The 24,970-nt window shown below is 62.4% G+C and carries 24 protein-coding genes; 12 read left to right on the forward strand and 12 right to left on the reverse strand.

Annotated elements, in window-relative coordinates:
• The 5 genes from A9762_RS23365 to wrbA form a co-directional block, all read right to left on the reverse strand.
• The coding region (locus A9762_RS23365) for a MerR family transcriptional regulator (RefSeq protein ID WP_083254230.1) at positions 1-462 on the reverse strand (462 nt) is incomplete at its 3' end.
• Between the two features lie 161 nt (positions 463-623).
• A complete protein-coding gene (locus A9762_RS23370; RefSeq protein WP_069344387.1) occupies positions 624-1,013 on the reverse strand; it encodes a hypothetical protein in 390 nt (129 codons plus the stop codon).
• A gap of 686 nt (positions 1,014-1,699) precedes the next feature.
• The gene (locus A9762_RS23380; protein WP_069344389.1) at positions 1,700-3,121 is read right to left on the reverse strand and encodes an FAD-binding oxidoreductase; all 1,422 of its coding nucleotides are present in this window, start codon (positions 3,119-3,121) and stop codon (positions 1,700-1,702) included.
• Between the two features lie 163 nt (positions 3,122-3,284).
• Positions 3,285-3,722 carry a DUF2069 domain-containing protein gene (locus tag A9762_RS23385; RefSeq protein ID WP_083254228.1) on the reverse strand — a complete coding sequence of 146 codons (438 nt, stop codon included), beginning with the start codon at positions 3,720-3,722 and terminating at the stop codon, positions 3,285-3,287.
• 221 nt (positions 3,723-3,943) lie between these two features.
• A complete protein-coding gene (gene wrbA, locus A9762_RS23390; RefSeq protein ID WP_069344408.1) occupies positions 3,944-4,531 on the reverse strand; it encodes an NAD(P)H:quinone oxidoreductase in 588 nt (195 codons plus the stop codon).
• Between the two features lie 229 nt (positions 4,532-4,760).
• Between wrbA and A9762_RS23395 the strand changes: the two genes are divergently transcribed.
• The gene (locus A9762_RS23395; RefSeq protein ID WP_240493686.1) at positions 4,761-6,131 is read left to right on the forward strand and encodes a YihY family inner membrane protein; all 1,371 of its coding nucleotides are present in this window, start codon (positions 4,761-4,763) and stop codon (positions 6,129-6,131) included.
• On the opposite strand, the gene A9762_RS23400 is transcribed toward A9762_RS23395, so the two are convergent.
• From A9762_RS23400 to A9762_RS23410, 3 genes are read right to left on the reverse strand one after another with little or no spacing between them, the layout of a single operon-like run.
• On the reverse strand, positions 6,128-6,460 hold the full coding sequence (locus A9762_RS23400; protein ID WP_069344390.1) for an Mpo1-like protein: 333 nt from the start codon (positions 6,458-6,460) through the stop codon (positions 6,128-6,130). The two genes, A9762_RS23395 and A9762_RS23400, sit on opposite strands and share 4 nt — an antisense overlap.
• 38 nt (positions 6,461-6,498) lie before the next feature.
• On the reverse strand, positions 6,499-7,314 hold the full coding sequence (locus A9762_RS23405; RefSeq protein ID WP_069344391.1) for an alpha/beta fold hydrolase: 816 nt from the start codon (positions 7,312-7,314) through the stop codon (positions 6,499-6,501).
• Positions 7,311-8,618 carry an O-acetylhomoserine aminocarboxypropyltransferase gene (locus A9762_RS23410; RefSeq protein WP_069344392.1) on the reverse strand — a complete coding sequence of 436 codons (1,308 nt, stop codon included), beginning with the start codon at positions 8,616-8,618 and terminating at the stop codon, positions 7,311-7,313. Before A9762_RS23410 ends, A9762_RS23405 begins: the two co-directional genes overlap by 4 nt.
• 441 nt (positions 8,619-9,059) lie before the next feature.
• On the opposite strand from A9762_RS23410, the gene A9762_RS23415 reads away from it, so the two are divergent.
• Genes A9762_RS23415 through aroC form a run of 3 tightly spaced genes read left to right on the forward strand, consistent with a single transcriptional unit; the run spans position 9,060 to position 12,571 of the window.
• Complete coding sequence (locus A9762_RS23415; protein WP_069344393.1) at positions 9,060-9,515, forward strand: CBS domain-containing protein; 456 nt, start codon at positions 9,060-9,062, stop codon at positions 9,513-9,515.
• On the forward strand, positions 9,512-11,431 hold the full coding sequence (locus tag A9762_RS23420) for an MFS transporter (RefSeq protein WP_069344394.1): 1,920 nt from the start codon (positions 9,512-9,514) through the stop codon (positions 11,429-11,431). The genes A9762_RS23415 and A9762_RS23420 overlap by 4 nt, the downstream gene beginning before the upstream one ends.
• 36 nt (positions 11,432-11,467) lie before the next feature.
• Entirely contained in the window at positions 11,468-12,571 is a 1,104-nt protein-coding gene (gene aroC, locus A9762_RS23425; protein ID WP_069344395.1) for a chorismate synthase, read from the forward strand.
• A 141-nt stretch (positions 12,572-12,712) separates the two neighbouring features.
• Here the strand turns inward: aroC and A9762_RS23430 are convergent, their stop codons facing one another.
• Entirely contained in the window at positions 12,713-13,027 is a 315-nt protein-coding gene (locus A9762_RS23430) for an MliC family protein (RefSeq protein WP_069344396.1), read from the reverse strand.
• A gap of 127 nt (positions 13,028-13,154) precedes the next feature.
• Entirely contained in the window at positions 13,155-14,825 is a 1,671-nt protein-coding gene (locus tag A9762_RS23435) for an electron transfer flavoprotein-ubiquinone oxidoreductase (RefSeq protein ID WP_069344397.1), read from the reverse strand.
• Between the two features lie 178 nt (positions 14,826-15,003).
• Between A9762_RS23435 and A9762_RS23440 the strand changes: the two genes are divergently transcribed.
• The 3 genes from A9762_RS23440 to A9762_RS23450 all read left to right on the forward strand — a co-directional run bounded on the left by A9762_RS23440 (position 15,004) and on the right by A9762_RS23450 (position 17,694).
• Entirely contained in the window at positions 15,004-15,780 is a 777-nt protein-coding gene (locus tag A9762_RS23440; RefSeq protein WP_069344398.1) for an SDR family oxidoreductase, read from the forward strand.
• A gap of 215 nt (positions 15,781-15,995) precedes the next feature.
• Positions 15,996-17,072: a DctP family TRAP transporter solute-binding subunit gene (locus A9762_RS23445; protein WP_069344399.1), complete on the forward strand. Its 1,077-nt coding sequence runs from the start codon at positions 15,996-15,998 to the stop codon at positions 17,070-17,072.
• A 202-nt stretch (positions 17,073-17,274) separates the two neighbouring features.
• On the forward strand, positions 17,275-17,694 hold the full coding sequence (locus A9762_RS23450) for a thioesterase family protein (protein WP_139133362.1): 420 nt from the start codon (positions 17,275-17,277) through the stop codon (positions 17,692-17,694).
• 45 nt (positions 17,695-17,739) lie between these two features.
• Here the strand turns inward: A9762_RS23450 and A9762_RS23455 are convergent, their stop codons facing one another.
• Positions 17,740-18,285, reverse strand: coding sequence for a PAS and helix-turn-helix domain-containing protein (locus tag A9762_RS23455; RefSeq protein ID WP_069344401.1), 546 nt, complete (start codon positions 18,283-18,285; stop codon positions 17,740-17,742).
• 225 nt (positions 18,286-18,510) lie between these two features.
• Here A9762_RS23455 and A9762_RS23460 point away from each other — a divergent pair, with 225 nt between their 5' ends.
• On the forward strand, positions 18,511-19,209 hold the full coding sequence (locus A9762_RS23460) for a CoA transferase subunit A (RefSeq protein WP_069344402.1): 699 nt from the start codon (positions 18,511-18,513) through the stop codon (positions 19,207-19,209).
• A gap of 23 nt (positions 19,210-19,232) precedes the next feature.
• Positions 19,233-19,871 carry a CoA transferase subunit B gene (locus tag A9762_RS23465; RefSeq protein WP_069344403.1) on the forward strand — a complete coding sequence of 213 codons (639 nt, stop codon included), beginning with the start codon at positions 19,233-19,235 and terminating at the stop codon, positions 19,869-19,871.
• A gap of 225 nt (positions 19,872-20,096) precedes the next feature.
• Here the strand turns inward: A9762_RS23465 and A9762_RS23470 are convergent, their stop codons facing one another.
• Entirely contained in the window at positions 20,097-20,888 is a 792-nt protein-coding gene (locus A9762_RS23470; protein WP_069344404.1) for a 3-hydroxybutyrate dehydrogenase, read from the reverse strand.
• A 176-nt stretch (positions 20,889-21,064) separates the two neighbouring features.
• Here A9762_RS23470 and A9762_RS23475 point away from each other — a divergent pair, with 176 nt between their 5' ends.
• The 3 genes from A9762_RS23475 (at position 21,065) to A9762_RS23485 (ending at position 24,684) form a co-directional block, all read left to right on the forward strand.
• A complete protein-coding gene (locus A9762_RS23475; protein WP_069344405.1) occupies positions 21,065-21,943 on the forward strand; it encodes an alpha/beta fold hydrolase in 879 nt (292 codons plus the stop codon).
• A 66-nt stretch (positions 21,944-22,009) separates the two neighbouring features.
• Entirely contained in the window at positions 22,010-22,366 is a 357-nt protein-coding gene (locus A9762_RS23480) for a RidA family protein (RefSeq protein WP_039397700.1), read from the forward strand.
• Between the two features lie 47 nt (positions 22,367-22,413).
• Positions 22,414-24,684 (forward strand): bifunctional (p)ppGpp synthetase/guanosine-3',5'-bis(diphosphate) 3'-pyrophosphohydrolase, encoded by a 2,271-nt coding sequence (locus A9762_RS23485; protein ID WP_069344406.1) that lies wholly within the window; start codon positions 22,414-22,416, stop codon positions 24,682-24,684.
• Positions 24,685-24,970 lie beyond the last annotated feature (286 nt).

Below are 24,970 nucleotides of genomic sequence, written 5' to 3' on the forward strand. Positions count from 1 at the left end.
AAGCCGTTGCTCGATGTACTGGAGGTCGTGTGCGATCTGGGCTTCGAGCTTTTCCGCCTCGCGCAACTCGCGTCGAACCTGTGCGGTGCGTTCCCGGAGGGTGTCGAGTTGGGACGTCAGCGCCTCGCGCACCACCTGGAGGTCTTCCTCATTCATGCGCGACTTGCCGGCTTCGACCATCCGGCGCGGCCGCTTGAGCATTTCCGTGATGGCAGCAATCGAGAAGCCCAGCGAGCGCATGCGCAGGATGCGGCCGAACGTGGCCAGATCGGCTTGCGTGTACATCCGGTAACGTCCGCCGCTGCGGGCCGGAACGACGAGATTCAGCTCTTCGTAGTACTTCAGCGTGCGGGCCGTGACGCCGAGCGCAGCGGCCGCCTGGCCGACGCTCAGCATTGACGTGTCGTCGAACGAGGTGTCGACGTCGGGTGATGAGGCTGGGGATGAAGGATCTGCGGGCATGAACGTGCCTCCGATCGAATGATGGCACGAATATTAGCACAACCTGTACGTGAACGTACAGGTTTGAGTGTGTCCGTAATCTTGACAGACAATCGGCCCGCCACACCACGACGCGGGAGCGTCGAAATGTGGCGGGCCGACGGATCGAGGGAGCGACTGGGTTAGCGTGCAGAGAGATTCGGTGCCGTTTCCCAGCGGATCGCGCGCACGCCTGCGGTGTCGCCGAGTGTCGAGACGAGGTGCACGAGCGCGGCGCGACGATTGCGCTCGCACCGCAGCACGTAATCGAGTTCGAGCAGGTAACCGCCCGAGCGGTCCGTGCGGGTCGCCATTTCCGGCGCAATGCGCTGGGTGCGCAGTGCGTCGCGGACGGTCGCGTCGATGGTATCAGCCTTCGATGCCAGCGTCAGGACGACCAGCCGGTACTGCGGCGAATGAGGCAGGTGTGCGTCGCTGGCCTGGGCTGCGGTTGGCGTCGAGGCTGCGGCGTTGGGCGCCAGCCGGGCGCGAGCGCGGTCGAACAGCGAGGGGATAAGCATTTGCAGCGTCATGGTGTCCTCCTGAATCAAGGGCCTGAGACGGCGGATGCCGGGGCTTGGCGATGTGTCGCATCGGGGCTCGTGATGGCCCCGTCCGGGGTCAACCGGGACGAGAACGTACGAGACGCCATGCAATACATGAATTCGACGCAAGCGTCGGCAGGCTTTCGGTGCTGAATGCGAGCGACGGTGAGATGTCGGACGCGCAATAGCGCCTGGAGCGTGCCTTGTGCCGGACGAGGTGTCCCCATCCGTCAAACAAACGCTGAACTGCGGGGTAGATGCGGGAAAACGAGTCGCGTGATTGCGAGATCGAGAGATCGCTGCCGGAAGAAGCGGATGACGCTGGCGTCATCGGAACTCGGTGCGATCGATGCACTACCGCTGCGGCATTGGGACCGGCAGCGGCAGTCGAGGACGACTGCGGGTTACCGGGCCAACGCGTCGCCGGTCATTGCCGACGCTTGCGTGCTACTAGAGCAACTGCCCACGGAAAACTCCGTCGTAATTGGAAAGATGCCATTCTAGGGGTTCGGTGCACCCATGTAAAGAAAATGGCGGTATTTCGCGGCTTTTTGTCGCAAAATTGACGACATTTCTTCAAATTTTGGCGATTTCTTGATGCGAATCGCCTGGCGCGATGCGTTGGGGCTGAGGTCGAGGCTGCGTGCCCCGAATACGCGGGTCCGCTTGATCACTCAGTCGGGCAGCACCTTGCCAGGATTCATCAGGCCGAGCGGGTCGAGGGCGGTCTTGATCGCGCGCATCAGCGAAAGCTCTACCGGCGATTTGTAAGCGGCCGCCGCCTCGCGCTTGAACTGACCGAGTCCATGTTCCGCGCTGATGGTGCCGCGATGCGCATGCACGCTGTCGTGCACGGCGGACGTCACGGGTGCCTGAAACTGTTTGAGGAAGGCGGCAGGATCGACGCCTTCGGGCGCCATGACGTTGTAGTGCAGATTGCCGTCGCCGAGATGGCCGAACGTCACCATGCGAGCGCCGGGCGCGATGCGTTGGACGATGGGGTCGGTGGCCGCGATGAATGCAGGCACTTGCGAGACCGGCACTGCGATATCGTGCTTGATGTTGAGGCCGGTGGCCGATTGCGCGAGCGGAATGCTCTCGCGCAAATGCCAGAGCGCGTTGGACTGCGCGAGGTTGCTCGCGACAACGGCGTCGCGCACGATCCCTTGTTCGATGGCGTCGTTCAGCACTCGCTCGAGCAGGTCGCGGGCGTGGGCTTCGCTCTCGTTGTCGGAAAGCTCCAGCAGGACAGCCTGGGCGTACGGTTGCGAGAACGGGTATCGCTGCTGCTCGAACACCGTCGCGACGAGCTTCAGGCAAAAGTCCGACATCAGCTCGAAGCCCGTGAGCAACGGACCCGCCATGCGTTGGGCGAGATTGAGTAGCGCGAGGGCGTCAGCAGGGCTGTCGAGTGCGGCAAGCGCAGTCATGCGGGCCGCCGGCTGCGCGAAGACCTTGAGCGTCGCGGCGGTAATGAGGCCGAGCGTGCCTTCCGCGCCGATGAAGAGATCGCGCAGGTCGTAACCGGTATTGTCCTTGCGCAGACCGCGCAGTCCGTCCCACAACTCGCCTTGTGGCGTCACGACCTCGAGCCCGAGACACAATTCGCGCGCATTGCCGTAACGCAGCACGGCGGTGCCGCCCGCATTCGTCGCGAGATTGCCACCGATGGTGCAACTGCCTTCTGCCGCGAGGCTCAGCGGAAAGAGTCGTTCGACTGCGGCGGCGGCTGCCTGCACGTTGGCGAGCAGGCAGCCAGCCTCGGCGGTCAGGGTCATGTTATCGGCGTCGACTTGCCGGATGCGGTCCAGACGACGCAGGCTGATGACGACCTGGCGTCCGCTCGCATCGGGTGTCGCGCCTCCCGCGAGGCCTGTGTTACCGCCTTGGGGCACCATCGGTACACCGTGCGCGACACACAGACGCACCAGTGCGGCGGTCTGTGCTGCGTCAGCCGGGCGCAGCACGGCGAGGGCATTGCCGACATAGCGCTTGCGTTGATCCGTGAGGTAGGCGCTGGTGTCGGTGGCCGCTTCCAGGACATGGTCACGTCCCAGCAGGTCGCGGCAGGCGGTGAGGAATTCGGCGTGGTTCATGGCAGTGGGGGCCTTGCCTGGCCTGAGATCGCGCAGCCCGCTGTTGATTCAGTCGAGGCGGGCGAAGCTGACGGCGCGGACATGAGCAGCGTGAGGACGTGGGAGACGTGAGCGGCGTGACGGCTGATCGGTGGATGCGGTCTGAAACGATAGCGGGCGACGGCTAACGGGCGGCTGCCGCACGTGCTTTCGCCGCGCGCTTGTAGGGGCGCAGGTAAAAGACCGTGGCGAAAAAGAAGACGAGCGAGAGCGCCGTCTCGATCCAGGCCAGTGAGGCGGACGCCCCGGTATCGGACATCCCGCGTACTACGCCTTCCGCGAGAAATAGCAGGATGAACATGCTCGACCATTGAAGCGTGTACAGATTGCCGCGCAGCACACCGCGCAGCGGCAACAACAGAAGCAATGCCTTGAGCACCAGCCACGAGCCGCCGGGACGCAGCGGCGCGAGCCACAATTCCCACGCCACCGACAGCGCAATCAACGCCAGCAGACTCGCGATGCTCACGCGTCGCAGCCAGTGCGCGCGGTTCGCCGAGGTGTGCGGGGGCGTGTCCTGACGGGTAACGTCTTGCGGCAGATCGGGCGGTGTAGCAGTCATGGGCTTGTCTCGTGGGCCTTGAGTACTGCGGAGTGAGGCGTGATGGCGCGTGGTGACCGGGCTGGCCGGGGGGGCGTGGCGCCGCTTGTTCGCTCGCCGTCCCTTATCGCCACCCGTTACCGCCACCCTATAACGCTGGCCGCTAACGCCAATCTCCGATCCGTCGCCCGACAGGGGACATCGGCAAATCGGTGCCGCCGCCGTTCACGCTTAGCAAACGCTTATTCTGCCAGCTTGCTGGCCGCGCGTGCGAGTCGCGCGCCGAGGGCCGACGCCAATTGACGTTCGTCTGCCGAGAGCGGGTTGCCGTCGTGCGCGAAGTGTGTCGCGCCGTAAGGCGAGCCGCCGGTGCGCGTGCTGGACAATGCAGGCTCCGTGTAGGGGAGGCCCATAAGCAACATGCCGTGGTGCAAGAGCGGGATCATCATCGACAGCAGCGTGCTTTCCTGACCGCCATGCAGGCTGGCGCTCGACGTGAAGACGCAGGCCGGCTTGCCGGCGAGCGCGCCCGAGAGCCACTGCGGCGTGGTGCCGTCGAGGAAATATTTCAACGCGGCGGCCATGTTGCCGAAGCGTGTCGGGGAGCCCAGCGCCAGACCGGCGCACTCTTCGAGATCGCGCAGTTCCACATAAGGCGGGCCGCTATCGGGAATGTCCGGTGCGCTGGCTTCGCATACCGTCGACACGGCAGGAACGGTGCGCACCCGTGCCTGCGCGCCGGGCACGCTGTCGATGCCCGCAGCGATGCATTGCGCGAGTTGTGCGGTCGTGCCGTGACGGCTGTAGTACAGGACGAGAATTTCGGTCATGAAATCGAAGCGGTCGAGTCGGTGGTGAACCGGCCAAAACATTGGGTTCGGACTGAAAAGCCCGCGAAAAGTGCGGGTATTATAGGGCGTTCCTCATGGCGTTACGGTATGTCAGCGTGCGTAAGCGCATCGTTGACGTACGTTCGACGCATGACTCTCCCGCGTTCCCACGTTCGCACGTTCCCTTGCGCGTGGTGACACCGCGCCGGCATTCACTACGGAGCCCGATTTGCTCAAACTGTCCCGCATCAACTGGAATAACGTTCGCCAACTGTTGACGTACGCGCTTGCGCGGGCGCAGGACGACCGGATTCCGCAAGTCGCAGGCAGTCTGACGTTCACTTCGATCCTGTCGATCGTCCCGCTGTTCGCCGTGACGTTTGCGCTGTTCACGGCCTTCCCGATTTTCAATTCGTTTCGCGACGCCTTGCAGGGCTTCCTGCTCGAACATCTGATGCCGGAGAGCGTCAACGCGCAGATCTTCAACTATCTCAATCAGTTCGCGTCGAAGGCAAAAAGCCTGACGGCATTCGGCCTGATCGGTTTGCTGGTCACGGCCGTGTTGACGTTGATGACGATCGAATCGGCATTCAACGTGATCTGGCGCGTGCCGCGTCCGCGTCCGCTGGCGCAACGTCTGCTCATCTACTGGAGTCTCCTCACGCTCGGGCCGCTGCTGTTCGGCGTGAGTCTGTCGATCAGTTCGTACGTCTTTAGCCAGTCGATGTCGCTGGTGAGCACACTGCCGCCTGCGGTGGCGTCAATGCTGAGCCTGATTCCGCTGGCGCTCACGAGCGTGGCGTTCATGCTGATGTACGTCTACATGCCGAACTGCAAGGTGGACTGGCGCGATGCGCTGGTCGGCGGTGTGGTGGCGGCGCTGGCATTCGATCTGACCAAGCGCGGCTTCGGCATGTACATCCGTCAATTCCCGACCTACACGGCCGTCTATGGGGCATTCGCGGCGGTGCCGATCTTCCTGCTATGGATTTACCTGTCGTGGCTGGTGGCACTGTTAGGTGCGACGATCACGTCCGTATTGCCGGCGTTGCGGCTTGGACATTTCCAGTATCCGCGCTTCCCGGGCAGCGATCTGCTCGATGGCCTCACGCTCATCCATCTGCTCAATCAGGACCGTGAAGCCGGCGGCGGCGGGTTCACGACACAGCAACTGGCGCGCACCATGCGCACGAGTCTGGAGCACGCCAACGACCTGCTTTGTCGGCTTGAGCGCATGGGGTGGGTGGGGCGTCTCACCATGCAGCCTCCCGCCGAGCGATGGCTGCTGTTAGCCAATCCACGCACGACCACGCTCTCACCGCTGGTGGCCCAACTGGCGCTCAACGTCGACGAACTGGCGCGGCAGATGGAGCGTCACGCGCTCGATGGTGCCCACGTGGCCGACATCCTGCGCGAAGGCAAGTGGGATGTGCCGCTGGCCGACGCCTTGCCGCGTGACCCTTCGGTCAGCGACGCCAATGACGATAGCGACGATGGCGACGTCAACGATGACGGCGAAGGCGTCGCGGCAGATGTGGCAGATGCGGCAGATAAGGCACGCACGGATCGCGAACGCGAGCCCCATCCGTCTGCGCGCTAAAGTTTGATGCGGCCCACGCAGATATCGCGAAACATTACCCAGTCGCCCATCAGGCTGTAGATCGGATGGCGGAAGGTGGCTGGGCGGTTCTTTTCGAAGAAGAAGTGACCGACCCAGGCGAACGCGTAACCGCATACCACCGCCGCGAGCAGCCACCAGGCATTGCCTGTCACGGCGAACGTCACCAGCAAGGCGATAACACCCCACGAGCCGACGAAGTGCAGACGACGGCAGGTGGCGTTGCGGTGCTCACCGAGATAAAACGGGTAAAAGTCTGCAAACCGGTCAAAGGTTTGCGCCGACGGTGCGGGCTTCTGTTCCTCGGTCATGGCAAGCCTCCTTGTCCTGAATGGCGAAGGTGACGCGCTCAGTCTCGCACGAATCGCTTGAGGGCATCGAGCAGGGCGTCCGGTTGCTCCGTCATGATCGCGTGCCCCGCGTTGACGATCTCCACCGTTACCGGGGCACCCGCGTTGCGCAAGGCGTCGAGCAACGCCTGTGCTGCGCGCGGCGGTGTCATCTGGTCACGCCGCCCTAACACGGCAAGCACCGGACATTGGATGCTCGCGATCCCCTCCGTACCCAGATCGTACGAATTACAGGCGATGAAATCCGTCAGGAACACCTTCGCCGGATTGCGCTGCGCCACGCGCTCCATCAATCGCTGATTGCCGCCCCACGTCCAGAATCCCGGGCCCGGCGCCGAGGGTTTGGCCGCGAGCGTGCTATGGGACCACGCGTTGACGAGTGCGATGGCCTCGGGCTCGCGTTCTGCGGCGGCCGTGAGTAGCGTGTCGGAGACCTTCATCGGATACGCCGTGCCGACGAGCGCGATGCGCGAGACGCGGTCGGGGTGTCGCGCCGCGGCGTCCAGCGCGATCAGCGATCCCATGCTGTGACCGACCCAGACGGCACGCTCGATACCGGCGGCATTCAGTACATCGACCACGCGGTCCGCCATCTCGCCAATGGTTTCGAGGGGCGCCCCGGTGCTTCGATGATGTCCGGGCAGATCGAGGGCGAGTACGTTCATGCCGTGATGCGCGAGGTACCGGCTTTGCAAGCCCCAGACACTGTGATCGTGTTGCGCGCCATGCAGAAAGACGACCGTGGGCTGCGCGGGGTTCATCGCCTTGCCCGCCGTATAGGCGTAAAGGTTGTTGCCTGCGATTTCGAAGTTCATCGGGCCTGCCCCTTCGTGGACGATTTGACGGCTGCCTTCAGGCCGCGCTTGAGGTCCTGGATCAGGTCGTCGGGGTCTTCGAGCCCAATGGAAAGACGCACCGTGCCTTCGCCGATCCCCGCAGCGGCGAGAGCGGCAGCGTCCATGCGGAAGTGTGTCGTGGACGCCGGGTGAATGACTAGCGAGCGGGCATCTCCCACATTTGCCAGATGGGAGAACAGTTGCAGCGACTCGATGAAACGCTTGCCGGCTTCACGATCGCCGTTCAGATTGAAGCTGAACACCGCACCGGCGCCGCGAGGCAGCAGTCGCTTGGCCAGCGCGTAGTCCGGGTGCGATGGCAACTCGGGGTAGGCCACACTGGCCACCGCTTCGTGACCCGCCAGAAATTCCACCACACGGCGTGCGTTGTCGACATGTCGCGCCATGCGAAGCGGCAACGTCTCGACACCCTGCAATAGTTGCCATGCCGCTTGCGGATGCAGGCACGCGCCGAAGTCGCGCAATCCTTCGCGACGTGCGCGCAGCAGGAAGGGGGCAACGGAGCTTTCTTCGGCGAAGACCATGCCATGGAAGCCGTCGTACGGTTCGGTCAGCTCGGGAAATTTGCCGCTCTTCTCGAAATCGAAGGTTCCGCCGTCGATCAGCACGCCCCCGATGGTCGTGCCATGTCCGCCCAGAAACTTGGTCGCCGAGTGATAGACGAAGTCAGCCCCATGCGCGAACGGCTGGATGAGCCACGGCGTAGTGAACGTACTGTCGACAAGCAGCGGCACACCGGCGTCGTGCGCAATGCCGGCGACTTGGGCGATATCGAGCACGTCGAGCCCCGGGTTGCCGAGCGTTTCGCCGAAGAACAGACGCGTTTCCGGCCGGACCGCGGCGCGCCACGCGTCCAGATCGCCGGGGCGAACGAAGGTCGTTTCGATGCCGAAACGGCGCAGCGTGTAATGCAGCAGATTATGTGAGCCGCCATAGAGCGCACTTGACGCGACGATGTGCGAGCCCGCACCCATCAGCGTGGCGATGGCCAGATGCAATGCGGCCTGACCGCTTGCTGTCGCGATGGCGCCGACGCCGTTTTCCAGTGCGGCCATGCGCTCTTCGAATACGGCATTGGTCGGGTTGGATATGCGCGAGTACACATGTCCGGCCCGCTCCATGTTGAACAGGGCGGCAGCCTGATCGGCATCGGAGAAAACGAACGACGTGGTCTGGTAAATCGGCGTGGCGCGTGCGCCGGTGGCAGGATCGGGAGCGGCCCCGGCGTGCAGGGCAAGCGTGTCGAAGTGCGGAACTGACATGTCGGAGAGGGCCTCGCTGATGGCGTGAAGTGGGCGCTTGAGTGATGAGCGCTGACCGGGCTGACTCGTGATGCAGGCTTTACGTATACGGCAATCCTAGCACCACCTTCGTGCGCTCCGGCAGCCTTTATCTGGCCCATCAGGGAAATTGCGGTGTTGTCCGATGTCGGGGGTAAGGTGTTGTCTTATCACGGGTGCGGAATCGCCTGAAAACCCGCGCCGAGCGGTCATGCGAGCGTCTTTCACCTTTCCTTTTCGGACGCTTTCCGATAGCATCCATCGAACAGGTTTCAATCCCTATTTGACGCGGAGACAACGGGCGTACGCGTCGGTCATCCGTCTCGCAAGCCGAAGTTCGGCGAGAGCGCTTCGTCGCACATCGGCGCGAATTGCTGCGAGGTACCGCGAATTGCCCGAGCAACACAATGAGGAGTGTGTGCCATGCGTGTGTCTGACATTCTGAAAGTAAAGGGCAACACCCTTTTCACCGTGACCCCGGAAACGTCGCTGGCCGATGCCGTCGACACGATGGCGGAGCACGACATCGGTTCGCTGGTCGTCATGGAGTTCGGCGATCTTGTGGGCATGCTCACGTTCCGCGAAATCATCAACACGATCAGCAAGAACGGTGGCACGGTCGGCGGCTCCACGATTCGCAAGATCATGGATGACCATCCGCTCACGTGCACGCCCGAGACCGACGTGAACGAAGTGCGCCGCATGATGCTCGAGCGTCACGCCCGTTATTTGCCCGTCATGGAGAACCGCACGCTCATGGGCGTGATTTCGTTCTACGACGTGGCGCGTGCGGTCGTCGAGGAGCAATCCTTCGAGAACCGCATGCTTAAGGCCTACATTCGCGACTGGCCTGCCGAGGAAGCGGAAAACGCAAAGTGAGTGAGGCCAGTCAGCGCGAGGCTCGCGGCGACGGCCACCAATCACGACTGCTGAGAGAGCGTCGGTTCGCGCCGTTCTTCTGGACGCAGTTTCTGGGCGCGATGAACGACAACGTGTTCAAAATCGCGTTCACGTCGCTTGTCACCTACCACGCATCGCTGTTTCAGGACGTCGACGGCAAGACGGCCGCGTTCCTGATTTCGGCGATTTTCATTGCGCCGTTCCTGCTGTTTTCGGCGACTAGCGGACAGATTGCCGACAAGTGGGACAAGGCGCGTCTGATTCGATTCGTCAAGACGCTGGAAATCGCCATCATGGTAGTGGGGGCGGCCGGTTTCGTCTGGACGAGCGCGCCGCTTCTCTATACCTGCACCTTCCTGATGGGGCTGCATTCGACCCTGTTTGGACCGGTGAAATACGCCTATTTGCCTCAGCATCTCGCCAACCATGAACTGGTCGGAGGGAACGGACTTGTCGAAATGGGCACGTTCGTGGCGATTCTTCTGGGCACGATCATCGGGGGAGAGATGGCGGGCGCAGGGGCCGGCGCGCTGCCCTGGATCGCAGGCGTGTGCATCGGCGTCGCCGTGTTGGGGCGCGTCGTATCGACGTGGGTGCCGCAAACGCCGGCCGCGCAACCGGATCTGCGCATCAACTGGAACCCGTTCAGCGAGACGTGGCGAAATCTACGTATTGCGCGTGAGGATCGCGCGGTATTTCAGAGCCTGCTCGGCATTTCCTGGCTCTGGTTTCTCGGTGCAACGTTCCTCGCCTCGTTCTTCAATTTCGCGCGCGACGTACTCGGCGCGAGTCCGGACGTCGTCACGTTGCTCCTTGCCATGTTCTCCGTGGGCATTGGCGTGGGCTCGCTATTGTGCGAACGCCTCTCCGGCGGCAAGGTGGAAATCGGGCTGGTGCCGTTCGGCTCGATCGGCATGACGGTCTTTGCCGTCGATCTGTATTTCGCAAGCCGTGGCGGTGCCGCAGGGGCGTCGCTCTTGACGGTCGGCGAGTTCGTTTCGCGGCCTGCTCACTGGCGTGTGCTGGCGGATCTGTTCCTGCTGGCGATGTTCGGTGGCTTTTACAGCGTGCCGTTGTATGCGCTGATCCAGAGTCGCAGCAAACCGTCGCATCGGGCTCGCATCATCGCGGCCAACAATATTCTCAACGCGCTGTTCATGGTCGTGTCCGCGCTCATGGCGATGGCGCTCACCAAGGCCGGGTTCACGATCGATCAGCTGTATCTGGTGACGGGGATCCTCAACGCATTGGTCGCCGTCTATCTGTACACGCTGTTGCCGGAATTCCTGATCCGGTTCGTCATGTGGCTCATGCTGCACACGATCTACCGCATCGACGTCAAAGGCGCCGAGCAGATTCCCGATGAGGGGCCCTGTGTGCTCGTGTGCAATCACGTGAGTTTTGCCGACGCGGTTGTCATTGGCGCGTCGATCCGGCGTCCCGTGCGTTTCGTGATGGATCAACGGATTTTTCGCATCCCTGTGCTCTCGTGGTTCTTCCGGACCGTGGGCGCAATTCCGATTGCGCCAGCCCATGAGGATGCGGCCGGGCTCGAGCGGGCCTATGAGCAAATTGCCAACGCGCTTGAGGCAGGCGAGGTAGTTTGCATCTTCCCCGAGGGCAAGTTGACTGCGTCGGGGGATCTGCAAGTTTTCCGGCAAGGCGTGCAACGCATTATCGAGCGCTCGCCGGTGCCGGTCGTGCCGATGGCGTTGCGCGGGCTCTGGGGCAGTTTCTTCTCCCGGCACGGCGGGGCGGCGATGACGCGTCCGTTCAAACGCGGCATTCTGAATCGACTGGAGCTGGTGATCGGTGAACCGGTTGCGCCGGCCCAGGCCACGCCGGAGTCGTTGCGCGACAAGGTGCTCAAGCTGCGCGGCCCCTGGCCGGTATAATAGAGTCTTTCCGTCCCACCCCAACCTGATCCCCGTATGTCTGGCAATACGCTTGGAACCCTGTTTACCGTGACCACTTTCGGCGAATCGCATGGCCCGGCCATCGGCTGTGTCATCGATGGCTGCCCGCCGGGAATGGCGTTGACGGAAGCCGACATTCAGATCGAACTGGATCGCCGACGCCCGGGCACGTCCCGGCACGTCACGCAACGTAACGAGCCGGATGCTGTCGAGATTCTCTCGGGCGTGTTCGAGGGCGTGACGACGGGCACCCCCATCGCCTTGCTTATCCGCAACACGGATCAACGCAGCAAGGACTACGGCAACATCGTCCAGACTTTCCGTCCCGGACATGCCGATTACACCTATTTGCAGAAGTACGGCGTGCGCGATTATCGCGGCGGCGGCCGTTCGTCTGCTCGCCTTACGGCACCTGTGGTGGCCGCTGGCGCTGTGGCGAAGAAGTGGCTTGCCGAGCGTTATGGCGTGCAGGTGCGCGGTTGCATGACGCAACTCGGTGACGTGGAGATTCCGCAGACCGATTGGGCGCAGGTGTCGCAGAACCCGTTCTTTGCTGCGAATGCCGACGTTGTCCCGCAGTTGGAAACGTATATGGACGACTTGCGCAAAGCGGGCGATTCCGTGGGCGCGAAGCTGCGCGTCGTGGCGACCGGTGTGCCGGTCGGCCTGGGCGAGCCGCTGTTCGATCGTCTCGACGCCGACATTGCGCACGCCATGATGGGCCTGAATGCCGTCAAGGGCGTGGAGATCGGCGCGGGCTTTCGCAGCGTGACGCAAAAGGGCTCCGAGCATGGCGACGAACTGACGCCGGAAGGCTTCGTCGGCAACAATGCCGGTGGCATTCTCGGTGGTATTTCGACGGGGCAGGACATCGACGTCTCGATTGCGATCAAGCCGACGTCGAGCATTCGCACGCCACGTCGATCGATCGATGTGGCAGGGCAGCCGTCGACGGTGGAGACATTTGGTCGTCACGATCCGTGTGTCGGCATTCGTGCCACGCCGATTGCCGAGGCACTGTTGGCCCTCGTGCTGATCGATCATGCGCTGCGCCACCGTGCCCAATGCGGCGACGTGCATATCGAAACGCCGGTCATTCCGGCGCGCGCACCGGAGTAATCGCGCAGGAGGGCTGGCCGGGCGCCGAGCTTTCGATGCCTTAGTCCTCGTACGTTAGTCCTCGTAGCGAGCGTCAAAGAAAAACGCCAGACAATAGATTGTCTGGCGTTTTTTTACGTCTGCACGGGCCGCGCGACCGAATCACTCACGGCACTGCGTGATGGGACGTTCATCCTTCGCTGTATAAAGCGTGCCTTCCGGGCCTTTGCTCCACCAGATGAGGGTGCGTCCCACGTGCTTTTCGCCGCTTGCTGCGCGTGCGGGTTTGAGCACTTCGCGCTGACCCATCCAATAGAGCGTCACGTTGCCGCCGAGATTGTGATCGTCATAGACGACCACCGCGACATGCGAGTTATCGCACAAGTAGCTCACCGTCTTGGCCTGCGCGGCACCTGCCGCAAGCGCGAGCGTGCCGGCCAGTGCCACACCCGAAAGTCTTGAGGAAATGCTCGACATCATGCCTCCTTGCCTTTGGCGTTGATTCGGAGTCAATTCGACACTTGCAGTTCGGGCGAGTTGCCCGGGCGACGTCAACATCGACGTCCAAACAAAAACCGCCGGACGAACCGGCGGCATCACAACATCACATATTCGGGTAGTTCGGCCCGCCGCCACCTTCCGGCGTGACCCACACGATATTCTGCGTCGGGTCCTTGATGTCGCAAGTCTTGCAGTGCACGCAGTTCTGCGCGTTGATCTGCAAGCGCTCCGAATCGTCGTCGTTCTTCACGAATTCATACACGCCTGCCGGGCAATAGCGTTGCTCCGGACCGGCATACTCGCTCAGGTTGATGCCGACGGGCACGCTCGGATCCTTGAGCGTCAGGTGCGCCGGCTGATTCTCTTCATGGTTGGTGTTCGAGATGAACACCGAAGAGAGACGATCGAACGTGAGCTTGCCGTCCGGCTTCGGATAGACGATCGGCTGGCATTGCGCGGCCGGCAGAAGCGATTCGTGATCGGCCTTCTTGCGGTGAATCGTCCAGGGCATCTTGCCGCCCAGCAGCTTTTGCTCGATGCCGGTCATCAGTGTGGCGACCGTCAGCCCCTTCTTGAACCACTGCTTGAAGTTGCGGGCCTTGTTCAACTCTTCATGCAGCCACGACTGTTCGAACGCGACCGGGTAGGCGCTCAACTCGTCACGCTGACGGTCCGCCGCCAACGCATCGAATGCCGCATCGGCGGCCATCATGCCGCTCTTGATCGCGGCGTGGCTGCCCTTGATGCGGCTCACGTTCAGGAAACCGGCTTCGCAGCCGACCAGCGCGCCACCCTTGAAGACCAGCTTCGGCAAGGCCAGCAGGCCACCGGCCGTAATGGCGCGCGCGCCATACGAGACCCGCTTGCCACCTTCGAGGAAGTGGCGGATCGACGGGTGTGTCTTGTAGCGCTGGAATTCTTCGAACGGCGACAGATACGGGTTGCTGTAGTCCAGACCGACGATGAAGCCGACGGCGACTTGATTGTTCGGCAGGTGATAAAGGAACGAGCCGCCATAAGTCTGCGCGTTAAGCGGCCAGCCGGCGGTGTGGATGACGAGGCCTTCCTTGTGCTTGGACGGATCGATTTCCCACAATTCCTTGATCCCCAGACCGTAGGCCTGCGGATCGCGGCCATCGTCGAGGTTGAACTTGCGCATCAACTGACGGCCGAGGCTGCCACGCGCCCCTTCCGAGAAGATCGTGTACTTGGCGTGCAACTCCATGCCGAGCTGGAAGTTTTCGGTCGGCTCGCCGTCCTTGCCCACGCCCATGTTGCCGGTCGCCACGCCCATCACCGCGCCGTTCTCGTCGTACAGGATCTCGGCGGCGGGGAAGCCCGGGAAGATTTCGACGCCCAGCGCTTCGGCTTGCTGGCCCAGCCAGCGCACGACATTGCCCAGGCTGATGACGTAGTTCCCATGGTTCTGGAAGCAGGCGGGCAGCAGCCATGACGGGGTGGCCGTCGCACCGGTTTCGTTCAGGAACAGGAAACGGTCTTCGACCACGGGGGTGTCGAGGGGGGCGCCGAGTTCCTTCCAGTTGGGGATGAGTTCAGTGAGCGCTCGCGGATCCATCACGGCGCCGGAGAGAATATGGGCGCCGATTTCCGAGCCTTTTTCCAGCACACAAACGGAAATATCCTTGCCCGCTTCCTGAGCGCGTTGCTTCAATCGGATAGCCGTGGACAGGCCGGCCGGACCGCCGCCAACAACGACGACGTCATATTCCATCGACTCCCTCGGGCCGTACTGCTCAAGCAGCTTGGGATCCATTGATGCTCCTGTTATAAACGTTAGAATTCGTGGGTGCGGCCATTTTCCGGGAATGGGGTTCACCTCGCAACCGCATATTAATAGCACGATCGTTCGGTTTGGTAGGTAGGAAGCTCTAGCGGCGGGCCTTGCGGCAACGCCGTAGTTCAATGCAGGTCCAGGCACGAGGGAGAACAAGATGGGTCGTTCGCTGAATCTGGAGGGCAAAGTCGCCATGGTCACGGGGGCGTCGAGCGGGCTTGGCATGCAGTTCGCCAAGGTGCTGGCGCAGGCGGGGGCCAAAGTCGTGCTGGCCAGCCGCCGCGTGGAGCGGCTCAAGGAGTTGCGGGCGGAAATCGAGTCGCAGGGCGGCGCTGCCCATGTTGTGCCGCTCGATGTGACCGATTACGACAGCATTCGCGCGGGCGTCGCTCACGCGGAGACCGAAGCCGGGGCCATCGATATTCTGATCAATAATTCCGGGGTGTCGACACAGCAGAAGCTGGTCGATGTGACGCCGCAGGACTACGACTACGTCGTCGACACGAACACCCGTGGTGCGTTCTTCGTCGCACAGGAAGTCGCCAAGCGCATGATCCGCCGCAGCAAGGGGGATCCGCAGCGACAGCATCGAATCATCAATGTGGCGTCGGTGGCCGGGCAGCGGGCGATATCCATGCTGGGCGTCTACTGCATGAGCAAAGCGGCGGTCATTCACATGACGCGCTCGATGGCGCTCGAATGGGGGCGCTTCAACATCAATGTGAATGCGCTGTGCCCGGGCTATATCGACACCGAAATCAATCACGATCATTGGCAGACTGAAGCCGGGCGCAAACTGATTCAGATGTTGCCGCGTCAGCGAGTGGGTGAGCCGGGCGATCTCGATGGGCTGATTCTGCTTCTGGCTTCAGACGATTCCCGATTTATCAACGGCTCCATCATGACCATCGACGACGGTCTGGCCATCGGCTGAGATGGTGAAGACAGGCCGGGCGGGCCGATGGCGGCGCCCGATCCGCGCCGATCGCGAGACGATTTTCCCGATTGCGCAGGCCAGTCGTCACGCGGCAATCGGGGATTGTCCGAGGCAGTCAGCTTCATGACGACGAGCGCATAATTTCGGGACGTTTACGGGAATCGCGAATGGCGTCGTGTTGACGTCGGATCCCGAATCATCTCGAGGACAACATGCGTAATCAAGGCTGGCGGGGGCTCGTCGGAGTCGCGCTTGCCCTCGCCGCAATCGCGCTGCCGGTGGCTGCGCAACCCTACAAGGCCGAATACACGCTGTCGATCGTGCCCGATACGGGCACGCCCTGGGGCAAAGGCACCCAACTCTGGGCGGACATGGTGCGCGAGCGGACTCACGGGCGCATCAACATTCGACTGCATCCCAACGCCACGCTCATGGGCGGCGACCAGACGCGCGAGTTCACGGCGTTGCGTCAGGGGGTCATCGACATGGCCGTGGGGTCCACGATCAACTGGTCGTCGGCCATTCCGGAGTTCAACGTTTTCTCGCTACCGTTCCTGCTGCGCGGCTATCGTTCCGTCGACGCGCTGACACAGGGCGACGTCGGGCGCGAGCTGTTTCGTCGCGTGGAAGAGCAGGGCGTCGTGCCGCTTGCGTGGGGGGAAAACGGCTTTCGCCAACTGAGCAATTCGCGGCGTGCGATCCGATCGCCGGACGATATGCGCGGGCTGCGTTTCCGTGTGGTGGGCTCCCTGCTGTTCAACGACATTTTCACGGCATTGGGCGCGGCGCCGACCCAGATGACGTGGGGTGAGGCGATTCGCGCGCTGCGCGCGCGCAAGATCGACGGTCAGGAAAATCCGATCACGATTTTCAACAACGCCAAGCTCGATACGGCCGGACAGCGCTACATCACCGTGTGGGATTACGTGGCCGACCCGATCGTCTTCGTGGTCAATCGGCAAGTCTGGGATAGCTGGTCGCCGCAGGATCGAGACATCGTGCGCGATGCAGCGATGGAAGCGGCCCGCTTCGAAGTGACGCTCGCTCGCGAGGATCTGCTGAGCACCGGGCAGGGCATGTGGGATGAACTGGAGGCGCGCGGTGTGAAGGTCACCCGACTGACGCCCGAGCAGCGTCAGCGCTTTGTCGATGCAACGCGTCCGGTCTATGCCAAGTGGAAGGCGCTCGTCGGGCGGGATCTGGTCGAAAAGGCGGAAGCCGCGGTCAAGGACGATTCGATGGCCAGCAAGCCCCAGACCCCGACCCAGGCCGGCGGCGTTCGCAAGTAGCGCTCACGGCCTCGGGCCGATCCCGCGCCGCCGCTTCGGAATCTTCCGAGGCGGCGCTCTCCAGCAAATCTGAAAAGACACCTTCTCGAAGCCAATCCCCATGGCGTGACGCGCACCGCCCGGGCCGAGGCGCTACACTTCATTCTCATGACGCCTTGTCATTTCTCGGCAGGGCGCTGTTTTTGATCATGAGGAATTTGCAGTGTCGTCAGAGTTCAAGGAAGTCTTCCGAATGAGCATGCCCATTCGCTGGGGCGATATGGATGCCTTCGGGCATGTCAACAACACCGTGTACTTCCGCTACATGGAGCAGGTGCGTATTTCGTGGCTCGAGACGCTCGATATCGCGTCGGAAGAGCGTGAGACGGGAGAGGGGCCGGTCATCGTCAACGCGAATATGACGTTTCTGCGTCAGTTGCGTTACCCGGGCGATATCGACTGCCGTATGTTCATCGGTGAACCCGGGCGCAGCAGCGTCGACACGCGCTTCGAACTGCGCCGCGCCGATCTGCCCGACGTCCTCGTGGCCGAGGGCGGCGCCAAGATCGTATGGGTGAACTATCAGGCCGAGAAGTCGGTACCGTTGCCGCAGGCCGTAAGGACCTTGTTTGCCGGGGAGTAATGTTCCCGCCCCCTCCACCCCCGTGATGCACGGGGGAGATTGGGGTTAGTTGCCGAGTAGTCGCTGGACAAGTTCGGTCGCCGTGCCGGCGCCGTATTTTTGCATCAGGCGCGCCCGATAAATGTCGACGGTGCGCGGGCTGATCTCGAGGATCTTGCCGATCTGTTTGCTCGTCTTGCCTTGCACCAGTTGTGCAGCGATTTCGCGCTCACGGGCGGTCAGGGCGACGGCGACGCGTCGCGTGGCCGAAATGTCCTCGAAGGTCCACAGACCGGCAGCATGGGGATCGTTCACGTCGAGTGAGCGGCCGGTGACATGGCACCAGAACAATTCGCCGTTGGCGCGACGCATGATGCGCTCGTCCGAATAGACGCCCTGTGTGCTCATGATGGGAGGGATGCGCTCGCCGATGCGCTCGAACTCTTTCGGCGACGGATACAACACCTGAAAGGATTGGCCGATCAGCGCTTCGTGGTCGTAACCGAAAATCTTGCCGAGCTGGCGGTTACAGTCTTCGATGATGCGCTGGCGTGAGATGACCAGACCCACTGGTGCGATGTGAAAGGCTGTCTGGTAGTCGAACGTCGGCATGGGGGAAGTACGATCCGGTCGGTCACGTGCGGCTTCGCCGCGTGTTGCGGCGCGGCGCGCGGGAAGATATGTAATTTCACGTATTGTGCCCCATTTGCGCGGCACCGTAAGCTCTGTGGTTGCATGAGGCGCGTGGACGGTGGCATTTCGAGGGTTCGCGCGAGTCTCGCAACGCGTGAGAGCGCGGCATAATTTCAATTCTCAACCGAGGGAAAGGGACAAACGATGAACAAGGTATACGCCAGCGCCAAGGAGGCGCTCGCCGGTGTCGTCGCAGACGGGCAAACGCTCGCCGTCGGTGGCTTCGGCCTGTGTGGCATTCCGGAGGCCCTGATCGCCGCGCTGCGCGACTCGGGCGTCAAGGGGCTCACCTGTATCAGCAACAATGCCGGCGTCGATGGTTTTGGCCTCGGTCTGCTGCTCGAGACGCGTCAGATCAAGAAGATGATTTCGTCGTACGTGGGCGAGAACAAGGAATTCGAGCGCCAGTATCTGGCGGGCGAACTCGAGCTGGAATTCACGCCGCAAGGCACGCTGGCCGAGAAGCTGCGCGCTGGCGGCGCGGGCATTCCGGCGTTCTTTACGAAGACCGGTGTGGGTACTGTCGTGGCCGAAGGGAAGGACACGCGAGAGTTCGACGGCGAGACATACATCATGGAGCGCTCGCTGCGCGCCGACGTCGCGCTGGTGAAAGCGGCCAAGGCCGATCGCGCCGGCAACCTTGTGTTCAATCGCACCGCCCGTAACTTCAACCCGATGGCCGCCATGGCCGGCAAGATCACGATCGTCGAAGTCGAGGAACTGGTGGAAACCGGTTCGATCGATCCGGACGACGTGCATCTGCCGGGGATCTTCGTTCAACGCATCGTGCTGAACGCGCATCCGGAAAAACGCATCGAACAGCGCACGGTACGTGCCAAGTAAGCGCCGAGATCAAGGAGATAACCATGGCATGGAATCGTGATGAAATGGCGGCTCGCGCGGCGCGTGAGCTTGAAGATGGCTTCTACGTGAACCTCGGTATCGGCTTGCCCACACTGGTGGCGAACCATGTGCCGGACGGTATGGAAGTCTGGCTGCAATCGGAAAACGGTCTGCTCGGTATCGGCCCGTTCCCGACGGAAGACGAAGTCGACGCCGACATGATCAACGCAGGCAAGCAGACGGTGACGACGCTGCCCGGTTCGTCGATCTTCTCATCGGCCGACTCGTTCGCGATGATTCGCGGCGGTCACATCAATCTGGCAATTCTCGGGGCGATGCAGGTCAGCGAAAAGGGTGATCTCGCCAACTGGATGATCCCGGGCAAGATGATCAAGGGGATGGGCGGCGCGATGGATCTCGTCGCTGGCGTCGGCCGCGTGGTCGTGCTCATGGAGCACGTTGCCAAGGGCGATGCCCACAAGATTCTCAAGGCTTGCGATCTGCCGTTGACGGGCGTTGGTGTGGTCAACCGCATCATTACCGACCTGGGCGTGATCGATGTGACGCCGGATGGCTTGAAGGTGGCTGAGCTGGCACCGGGCGTGACGAAGGAAGAAATCTCGCAGAAGACCGGCGCACCGCTCGATACGAGCGCTGTCTGACGTTGGGCGAAGCGCTGCGCACGCTCGGCGGGAGTTGGCCGTTGAGCAGGTCGTAGCGCGCGATTGACGAAGGGTGGGTTGCCGCAGTTGTTGAACCCCGGCGGCCTGTGCGAGTAGGAAGTTGGTTCGTCAAATGCAAAGCGGGCGGGGATTTCCCCGCCCGTTTTATTTTTTCGATATCGCCAACTTATGGCGTCGACTGATAGCGCCGACAGTATCGCAGTCTCATTGCGCGACCCAGCCGCCGTCCATGTTCCACGCGGCGCCACGCACCTGCGCCGCGGCTTCGCTGCACAGGAAGACCGCAAGGGCGCCAAGTTGTTCGGGGGTAACGAACTCACCCGACGGCTGTTTCTCGCCAAGCAGTGAGCGCTTCGCTTCGTCGCCGGAGAGCTTGTCTCGTGCCGCGCGATCGTCCACCTGCTTCTGCACGAGCGGCGTGAGGACGAATCCCGGGCAAATGGCGTTCGCCGTCACGCCGGTCTGTGCGTTTTCCAGCGCCGTGACCTTGGTCAGGCCGACAATGCCGTGCTTGGCTGCCACGTATGCTGATTTGCCAGCCGATCCGACAAGACCGTGTACCGACGCAATGTTGATGATGCGCCCCCAGTTGCGGGTGCGCATGCCAGGCAAAGCAAGTCGCGTGGTGTGAAAGGCGGACGTCAGGTTGATGGCAATGATCGCGTCCCATTTGTCCGTCGGAAAATCCTGAATTTCCGCGACGTGCTGAATGCCCGCGTTGTTCACCAGAATGTCCACGCCGCCGAACTCGGATTCGGCGTATTGCATCATCGCCTCGATCTCGCTGGCGCGGCTCATGTCCGCACCGTGATAGCCGACCTGTGTGCCCGTGTGGCCAGCCTTGGCCGCTGCGGCGGTGATGGCGGCGCGTGCCGCGTCGGCGTCGCCGAAGCCGTTCGTGATGAGCGTGGCGCCCTGTGCGGCAAGCGCCTGTGCCATGCCCAGACCGATGCCGCTGGTCGAGCCGGTCACGAGGGCGATTTTTCCTTTCAGCATTGCATCGTCTCCGTGCGGGAGGAGGGTGGGGGAGGAAGCTGCGTTCGATGAGTGCGTTCCATGAGTGCGGCCGCAGGGTGCGGCGCAATGCGACTCATGAGTGACCTCATTCTAGCTTACGGTTCGCGGCAAGCGCGGTAGAATTCGGGTCTGGAAACCGATCCGATGAGCCTGTCATGCCGAGCCACGTGCCGCGTCTATCGAACGTTCAGTGTCTGAGTCCTTCCGGGTTGCATCGCATGGCCTACGCGGAATGGGGCGACCCTGACAATCCCCGGGTATTGGTCTGCGTCCACGGTCTCACGCGGTGTGGCCGCGATTTTGACGCGCTGGCGAATGTGTTTGCGAACGACTACCGTGTGGTGTGTCCCGATGTCGTGGGGCGCGGGCAATCGTCCTGGCTGGCGAATCCCGCAGGCTACGTGGTGCCGCAATACGTGTCGGACATGGTGACGTTGATTGCGCGACTCGGTGTGGCGACGGTGGATTGGTTCGGTACGTCGATGGGCGGGCTCATCGGCATGGGGCTCGCGGGACTGCCGGACACGCCGATTCGCAACTTGTTGCTCAATGACGTGGGGCCTCATATCGATGCGGGGGCACTCGCACGCATCGGTCAATATGTCGGCATTCCGAAGCGTTTTGCCACATTGGACGAAGGCGCCGATTATCTCTGGTCGATTTCGTCGGCGTTCGGGCCGCATACGCGAGAGGAGTGGCTTGGTCTTAGCGAACCGCTGCTCAAGGCCGATGGCGACGGTTATGTGCTGCGTTACGATCCGTCCATCGGTGCGGCATTCGCGGCAATTCCGCCCGAGGCCATTGCGGCCGGCGAGGCCATGCTCTGGGCATCGCTGGCGGCGTTCCCGGGCCGCACGCTGGTCGTGCGGGGGGAGCAGTCGGATCTGCTTTCACGTAAGACGCAAGAACAGATGCTGGCGCACGCGCAACATGCGCGCGCCGTGGAAATCCCCGGCGTGGGTCACGCGCCGACATTCGTGCATGCGGATCAGATCGAGATCGCACGCCGGTTTTTTGAGGGATATGCCGACTGATGCTCGCCTTGGCGGCGACGTGCGGTGGCTTATCCGAAGTCAGAAGAACACGAGGAGTTTTACATCATGGCAGTACAACGTTTTTACGTCGAAAAGCGCTGGTCGGACATGGCCGTGCACAATGGCACCGTATATCTGGCCGGCCAGACCCCCGATGACCGCTCGCAGGACATGGCCGGTCAGACGCGTCAGGTCCTCGCGCATATCGACCGTCTGCTCGGCGAGGCCAACAGCGACAAGTCGCTGATTCTGTCCTGCCAGATTTTCATCTCGGACATGAAGTACTTCGGTGAAATGAATCAGGTGTGGGACGAGTGGGTGCCGGCCGGTAACGCCCCCCCGCGCGCCACGGTGCAGGCATTGCTCGCCGATCCTGCCATGCTCGTTGAAATCGTGGTCGTGGCCGCCCAGCGCGAAAGCTGAGTGCGCGACCCGCAATATCCGGGGCGCTGGTCGCCCCGCGTTCCGACATGAACCAACACCAAGCACCGACATCCACAGGGTCGCCCTCGACGCCGGGTGTGGGTGATGCACCTTTGCCCGCCACACTCGACGACGCCCTCGCGTTCGCCGCGACGCTGTGCGGCGAGAACGTGCTCTCGTCCGGCGAGCCGATCATGGCGCATGCGCGCGGCATGATCGCGATTCTCGACACGTTGCGTGTCGACGAGGCGACGCATCAGGCGGCGGCGCTTTTCTCTGCCGTCGAATTCCTCCCGGATCCGCAAACCACACTGACGCAGAAGTTTGGCGCGGAAGTGGCTGCGCTCGTGATCGATGTGCGCAAGCTGCAACGTCTGTCAGGTGCGGGCGCCCGTGCTGCGCAGGCGATGCCGTCCGACGGGCGCGATCGCGACGCCTCGGCGGAGCGCAAGTCGCAGGTCGAAGGCTTGCGCAAGATGCTGCTGGCGTTCGCTCAGGACATCCGTGTCGTGATGATCCGGCTGGCGTCGCGTCTGCAATCCCTGCGCTGGTATGCCGCCGAAAAGAAGGCGCCGCCGGAGGACATGCCGCACGAGGTGCTTGAAATCTATGCGCCGCTGGCGAACCGCCTTGGCATCTGGCAACTGAAGTGGGAGCTCGAGGATCTCGCGTTCCGCTTTCTGGAGCCGGTGACCTACAAGCAGATCGCCAAGCTGCTGGAGGAAAAGCGCGTCGAGCGGCAGACGTTCATCGAAGGCGCGATTCAGCGTCTTCAGGATGAACTGGCGCGCGCCGAAGTGAAGGCCGAAGTGTCGGGGCGGCCCAAGCACATCTACAGCATCTGGAAGAAGATGCGCGGCAAGGCGGTCGATTTTGCCGAGCTTTACGACGTGCGGGCGTTTCGCGTGATCGTCGAAGACATCAAGGATTGCTACACGGTGCTGGGCATCGTCCATAACCTGTGGCAGCCGATTCCGAAAGAGTTCGACGATTACATCTCGCGTCCGAAACCCAACGGCTACAAGTCGTTGCATACGGTAGTGATTGGTGACGACGGGCGGGCGTTCGAGGTGCAGATCCGGACGCACGAAATGCACCACTTTGCCGAGTACGGCATCGCGGCGCACTGGCGCTACAAGGAAGCCGGGCAGCGCGGTTATGGCGGCGCGTTTTCGGCGAACGAGGCCTACGACGAGAAGATCGCGTGGCTGCGTCAATTGCTCGCATGGAAGGACGATGTTGCCGATACCGTCGGTGCCGAAGGTGCGGTGCAGCCGTGGGAGCAGCTCAAGCGGGCGACCATCGATGACCACATCTATGTGCTGACGCCGCAGGCGCGTGTCATTTCGTTGCCGCAGGGCGCGACGCCGGTCGACTTTGCCTATCACCTGCACTCGGAGCTGGGGCATCGCTGCCGTGGCGCTCGCGTGGATGGCGCGATGGTGCCGCTCAATACGCCGCTGCAAAACGGGCAGACGGTCGAGATCGTCACGGTCAAGCAGGGTGGGCCGTCGCGGGATTGGCTCAATTCGCAGCTAGGGTATTTGCAGAGCCATCGTGCGCGTCAGAAGGTGCGGCAGTGGTTCAACGCCATCGACCTCGAAGAGACGATCGCGCAGGGCCGTACGCTGGTCGACAAGACGTTGCAGCGCGAAGGCAAGACGTCCGTCAATCTTGAGGAACTGGCAGCGCGTCTCGGCTTTCGCACGCCGGACGATCTTTACGCGTCCATCGCGAAGGACGAGTTCAGTCTGCGTCACGTGGAGCAGGCGTTGTCCGGCAACTTGCCGGGGCCGGAGCCGCGTGACGAAGATACGCTCGTTGCCAAGAAGAGTCTCGACACGAGCGTGGCGCAGGGCGCGAAGAGCGGTGTGCTGGTGGTCGGCGTGGGCGCGTTGCTCACGCAATTGGCGAAGTGCTGCCGACCCGCACCGCCCGATCCGATCGTCGGGTTCGTCACGCGCGGCAAGGGCGTGTCGATTCACCGGCAGGACTGCAATAGTTTCCAGGCGATGAAGGCGCGTTCGCCGGAGCGTGTGATTCAGACGGCCTGGTCGTCCGATGTGCTGGAAGGGCGTGGGGTCGCCGCGTATCCGGTTGATATTCAGATCGAGGCGACCGACCGTCAGGGGTTGCTGCGGGATATCTCCGAAGTGTTTTCGCGGGAAAAGCTCAATGTGACAGGCGTCAGCACGCAATCTCGCGGGGCGCAGGCTTTCATGCAATTCACCGTGGAAGTGCGTGATGGCGGTCAGTTGCAGCGTGCGTTGGCGCAACTAACCGGGGTGACGGGGGTGGTGTCGTCGCGCCGGCGTTAAGCGTTAAGCGATAGGCGATAGGCGATAGGCGATAGGCGATAGGCGATAGGCGATGCGTTGTCGCGGGGTGGCTCGGTCGGCGGTTTTGACGGCCGACCGAGCCATTTCACGCGCTTGATCTTGCGATGCAGCAACGCGTGAAAGCCTTGTTTGATGCGGTTTTTGATCGGCAGGCACAATAATCGCTTGGCGATGTGACGAAACCTTGCTAGAATCTCGTTCTCTTGCAGTAGGCTCGTAGCTCAGTTGGTTAGAGCACCACCTTGACATGGTGGGGGTCGTTGGT

The organism is Pandoraea sp. ISTKB, from assembly GCF_001721285.1.
Classification (GTDB): Bacteria; Pseudomonadota; Gammaproteobacteria; order Burkholderiales; family Burkholderiaceae; genus Pandoraea; species Pandoraea capi.

What these genes read in the sequence shown, in the direction of transcription:
- A9762_RS23435 (WP_069344397.1), bottom strand. Translation starts at nt 14,825, where the DNA reads ATGGATCCCAAGCTGCTTGAGCAGTACGGCCCGAGGGAGTCGATGGAA.
- A9762_RS23385 (WP_083254228.1), bottom strand. Translation starts at nt 3,722, where the DNA reads ATGACTGCTACACCGCCCGATCTGCCGCAAGACGTTACCCGTCAGGAC.
- A9762_RS23460 (WP_069344402.1), top strand. Translation starts at nt 18,511, where the DNA reads ATGAACAAGGTATACGCCAGCGCCAAGGAGGCGCTCGCCGGTGTCGTC.
- A9762_RS23470 (WP_069344404.1), bottom strand. Translation starts at nt 20,888, where the DNA reads ATGCTGAAAGGAAAAATCGCCCTCGTGACCGGCTCGACCAGCGGCATC.
- A9762_RS23485 (WP_069344406.1), top strand. Translation starts at nt 22,414, where the DNA reads ATGAACCAACACCAAGCACCGACATCCACAGGGTCGCCCTCGACGCCG.
- A9762_RS23400 (WP_069344390.1), bottom strand. Translation starts at nt 6,460, where the DNA reads ATGACCGAGGAACAGAAGCCCGCACCGTCGGCGCAAACCTTTGACCGG.
- A9762_RS23440 (WP_069344398.1), top strand. Translation starts at nt 15,004, where the DNA reads ATGGGTCGTTCGCTGAATCTGGAGGGCAAAGTCGCCATGGTCACGGGG.
- A9762_RS23380 (WP_069344389.1), bottom strand. Translation starts at nt 3,121, where the DNA reads ATGAACCACGCCGAATTCCTCACCGCCTGCCGCGACCTGCTGGGACGT.
- A9762_RS23430 (WP_069344396.1), bottom strand. Translation starts at nt 13,027, where the DNA reads ATGTCGAGCATTTCCTCAAGACTTTCGGGTGTGGCACTGGCCGGCACG.
- A9762_RS23415 (WP_069344393.1), top strand. Translation starts at nt 9,060, where the DNA reads ATGCGTGTGTCTGACATTCTGAAAGTAAAGGGCAACACCCTTTTCACC.
- A9762_RS23465 (WP_069344403.1), top strand. Translation starts at nt 19,233, where the DNA reads ATGGCATGGAATCGTGATGAAATGGCGGCTCGCGCGGCGCGTGAGCTT.
- A9762_RS23475 (WP_069344405.1), top strand. Translation starts at nt 21,065, where the DNA reads ATGCCGAGCCACGTGCCGCGTCTATCGAACGTTCAGTGTCTGAGTCCT.
- wrbA (WP_069344408.1), bottom strand. Translation starts at nt 4,531, where the DNA reads ATGACCGAAATTCTCGTCCTGTACTACAGCCGTCACGGCACGACCGCA.
- A9762_RS23370 (WP_069344387.1), bottom strand. Translation starts at nt 1,013, where the DNA reads ATGACGCTGCAAATGCTTATCCCCTCGCTGTTCGACCGCGCTCGCGCC.
- A9762_RS23480 (WP_039397700.1), top strand. Translation starts at nt 22,010, where the DNA reads ATGGCAGTACAACGTTTTTACGTCGAAAAGCGCTGGTCGGACATGGCC.
- A9762_RS23455 (WP_069344401.1), bottom strand. Translation starts at nt 18,285, where the DNA reads ATGCCGACGTTCGACTACCAGACAGCCTTTCACATCGCACCAGTGGGT.
- aroC (WP_069344395.1), top strand. Translation starts at nt 11,468, where the DNA reads ATGTCTGGCAATACGCTTGGAACCCTGTTTACCGTGACCACTTTCGGC.
- A9762_RS23410 (WP_069344392.1), bottom strand. Translation starts at nt 8,618, where the DNA reads ATGTCAGTTCCGCACTTCGACACGCTTGCCCTGCACGCCGGGGCCGCT.
- A9762_RS23405 (WP_069344391.1), bottom strand. Translation starts at nt 7,314, where the DNA reads ATGAACTTCGAAATCGCAGGCAACAACCTTTACGCCTATACGGCGGGC.
- A9762_RS23445 (WP_069344399.1), top strand. Translation starts at nt 15,996, where the DNA reads ATGCGTAATCAAGGCTGGCGGGGGCTCGTCGGAGTCGCGCTTGCCCTC.